Origin of the sequence: Sinomonas sp. (genome assembly GCF_036848755.1) — a bacterium.
Lineage (GTDB): Bacteria > Actinomycetota > Actinomycetes > Actinomycetales > Micrococcaceae > Sinomonas.
On the sequence record NZ_DAIUJO010000201.1, the window covers coordinates 1 to 3,469 of the forward strand.

The window sequence follows — 3,469 nt, forward strand, 5'->3', positions numbered from 1 at the left end:
AGGACCTCGTGTTCGGCCACGGCGACCTCACGAGCGCGTTCTTCACGGTGGACCTCCTCGAGAACGGCTTCCCCAACGGCGGCCCGCGCTACGAGGGCCCGCGCCACTTCGACTACAAGCCGTCCCGCACCGACGGCTACGACGGCGTGTGGGAGTCTGCGCGCGCCAACATGCGGATGTACCTGATCCTCAAGGAGCGTGCAACGGCGTTCCGCGCCGATCCGGAGGTTCAGGACGCCCTTCGTGCCTCGGGCGTCTTCGAGCTCGGCGAGTCCACGCTCGCCGCCGGAGAGACCGCCGCGGATCTCCTCGCCGACGAGACCTCCTTCGAGTCGTTCGACGCCGATCAGGCAGCGCAGCGCTCGTTCGCGTTCATCAAGCTCAACCAGCTCGCGCTCGAGCACCTCACCGGAGCACGCTAGAAGGCATGGGCAAGCTCGTAGCGGGAGTCGACAGCTCGACGCAGTCCTGCAAGGTCGTGGTGCGCGACGCCGAGACCGGAGCGCTTGAGCGTTTCGGCTCGGCGCCGCACCCGGCTGGCACCGAGGTCCATCCCGATGCCTGGTGGGACGCGCTCGAGGCAGCCATCGCTGCGGCGGGCGGGCTCGACGACGTGGCCGCGATCTCGGTGGGCGGCCAGCAGCATGGCATGGTGTGCCTCGATTCCGACGGCGAGGTCGTGCGGCCCGCGCTCCTGTGGAATGACACGCGTTCGGCGGGGGCTGCGGCGGCTCTGGTCAAGGAAGCAGGGGACGGCGATGCCGCCGCGGGCGCCCGGTGGTGGGCCGAGGAGACCGGCACCGTCCCCGTTGCGTCGATCACCGCCACCAAGCTTCGGTGGCTCGCCGAGAATGAGCCGGAGAACGCGGCCAGGACGGCGGCCGTGTGCCTTCCGCACGACTGGCTCATGTGGCGGCTGGCCGGACACGGCCCCCGGAGCCATGGTCTCGAGCCCTCGCTCGACTCCCTGCGCACCGACCGCTCCGACGCCTCGGGCACCGGCTACTTCTCGCCGATCACCGGGCAGTACCTCCCTGAGGTCCTCGAGCGGACTCTGGGCCACGTGCCCGTGCTCCCTGAGGTCCTCGGGCCGCTCGAGGCGGCGGGCACGACTCCCGCCGGTGCCCTCATCGGGCCCGGCGCGGGCGACAACGCCGGTGCCGGGCTCGGCGTGGGTGCCTCGCTCGGCGACGTCGTCGTCTCGATCGGCACCTCGGGGACGGTCTTCGCCGTCGCCGACCGCCCGACGTCGGACGTCTCGGGCCTCGTGGCCGGATTCGCCGACGCGAGCGGGCACTACCTCCCGCTTGCGTGCACGCTCAACGCGTCCCGCGTGCTGGACGCGAGCGCGGCCCTGCTCGGGGTCACGCTGCCCGAGCTCACCCGACTAGCGCTGGCCGCCCCCGTCGGGGCCGAGGGCCTCACGCTCGTGCCGTACTTCGAGGGCGAGCGGACGCCCAACCTGCCGGATGCGACCGGTTCCCTACACGGCCTGACGCTCCGGAACTACACGCCCGCGAACCTCGCGCGGGCCGCCGTCGAGGGCATCGTGTGCTCGCTCGCGGACGGCCTCGCGGCGCTCACCGCGCTCGGTGTTGCGGCCGAACGCGTCATCCTCGTGGGCGGCGCGGCGCGCTCCGAAGCAATTCAGCAAGCTGCGGCAGGCATCTTCGGCATGCCCGTGCTCGTCCCCGAACCGGGGGAGTACGTGGCCGACGGCGCCGCGCGGCAGGCGGCTGGAGTCCTGCTCGGGCATCTTCCCGAGTGGGAGAATTCGGGGACGACGATGGTCACCGCCCCCGCGTCCCCGGAGGTGCTCGAGCGGTACCGCGCGGCGGCTGCGCTGAGCCACCCCTGACCCGGTCACCAGTGACCCCCGGTCATGAATGGTCCCGATCATCACCGACCCCTGAACTGAAGGAAAGCATGAAGAACTGGGCTGGGAATCTGGAGTATTCGGCGGCGTCGGTGGCGCGGCCGGGGTCTGTGGAGGAGCTTTCGGAGATCGTCGCCCGCGCCGAGCGGGTGAAGGCCCTGGGGTCGCGGCACTGCTTCAACGACGTGGCCGACACGGACGGGGTGCAGGTCGTCCTGGACCGGCTGCCGGGCTCTGTGGAGGTGGATTCGGTGCGGCGCCTCGTCCGGGTGCCCGGCGGGCTGACCTACGGCGACCTCGGCGTTGCGCTTGAGCGCGAGGGCTGGGCCTTGCACAACATGGCGTCGCTCCCGCACATCTCCGTTGCGGGGGCCGTGCAGACGGGCACCCACGGCTCGGGGATCGCGAACCAGGCGCTGGCGTCTGCCGTGAAGGCCGTCGAATTCGTGCGCGCGTCGGGCGAAGTGGAGCGGCTCGAGGAGGGCGACGGCGACGAGTTCCTCGGCAGCGTCGTCGGCCTTGGCGCCCTCGGGATCGTGACGGCGCTCGAGCTCGCGGTCGAGCCGACCTACACGGTGCGGCAGCAGGTGTACGAGGATCTCCCGTGGGACACGGTGCTCGCGGACTACGACGCGGTGGCCGGGGACGGGTACAGCGTCTCGCTGTTCACGGATTACGCGGGGGAGCTCGTGCCGCAGGTCTGGCGGAAGGTGCGGTCGGATGCGGGCGGCGAAGGAGGCGGAGCGTCTCCTTCGAGCTTCCACGGCGCTCGTCCCGCGACCAGGCCCCGGCACCCGCTGCCCGAAATGGACGCGGTCAACTGCACCCAGCAGCTCGACGTCCCCGGCCCGTGGCTCGACCGGCTCCCGCATTTTCGGCACGAGTTCACCCCGAGCGCGGGCGACGAGCTGCAGACCGAGTACCTGCTCCCGCGCGCGCACGCCGCTTCGGCGTTCGAGGCGGTGCGTGGCCTCGCGGGGAAGCTCGCGCCGCTGCTGTTCGTCTCGGAGGTCCGCACCATCGCGGCAGACGAGTTCTGGCTGAGCCCCTCGTACCGCCAGGACAGCGTGGCGCTGCACTTCACGTGGCGGCCGATGCAGGCCGCGGTCGAGGCCTTCCTGCCTGAACTCGAGGCAGCTCTGGCCCCGTTCGCCGCCCGCCCGCACTGGGGGAAGCTCTTCACCGTGCCGACCGCCGAGCTCGCCGAGCTGTATCCGCGGTTCGAGGACTTCCGGGGCCTGGTCTCGAAGCGCGACCCGGACGGGAAGTTCCGCAACCGGTACCTCGAACGCGTCCTCGCCTAATCGTTTCGGGTACACCAACTCACGTCTGTCGGCGTCTCGGGAGCAGATCTGCGCGCCCCTGGCCATCTCGGGTGCACCAACTCCTCGTCGGAATGTTTCGGGTACAGGTACGCACGCCAGCGTTCGTTTCGGGTACGCGTTCCCGAAACGAATGGGGCGTACCGAAGTGAAGAAGCCGACGACGGCGGAAGGTGACTTTCGCCGTCGTCGCCCTCTGGTGGGGGAGACGATGTCTGTGCCCGAGTTGGGGCTGGGGTGGAGTTGGTGTGCCCGAGTTGGGGCTGGGGTG

Annotated in this window: 2 protein-coding genes and 1 pseudogene; all 3 read left to right on the plus strand. The window is 70.8% G+C overall.

Annotated elements, in window-relative coordinates:
• Positions 1-422, plus strand: a pseudogene (locus V7053_RS18360) (xylose isomerase); the annotation flags it as partial.
• A 5-nt stretch (positions 423-427) separates the two neighbouring features.
• The gene (locus V7053_RS18365) at positions 428-1,858 is read left to right on the plus strand and encodes a xylulokinase (RefSeq protein ID WP_334173697.1); all 1,431 of its coding nucleotides are present in this window, start codon (positions 428-430) and stop codon (positions 1,856-1,858) included.
• Positions 1,859-1,926: 68 nt separating this feature from the next.
• Positions 1,927-3,180 (plus strand): D-arabinono-1,4-lactone oxidase, encoded by a 1,254-nt coding sequence (locus V7053_RS18370; RefSeq protein ID WP_334173698.1) that lies wholly within the window; start codon positions 1,927-1,929, stop codon positions 3,178-3,180.
• Positions 3,181-3,469: the final 289 nt, after the last annotated feature.

Excerpts from the sequence above, each read along its gene's own strand:
- V7053_RS18365 (WP_334173697.1), top strand. The coding sequence starts at position 428 with ATGGGCAAGCTCGTAGCGGGAGTCGACAGCTCGACGCAGTCCTGCAAG.
- V7053_RS18370 (WP_334173698.1), top strand. The coding sequence starts at position 1,927 with ATGAAGAACTGGGCTGGGAATCTGGAGTATTCGGCGGCGTCGGTGGCG.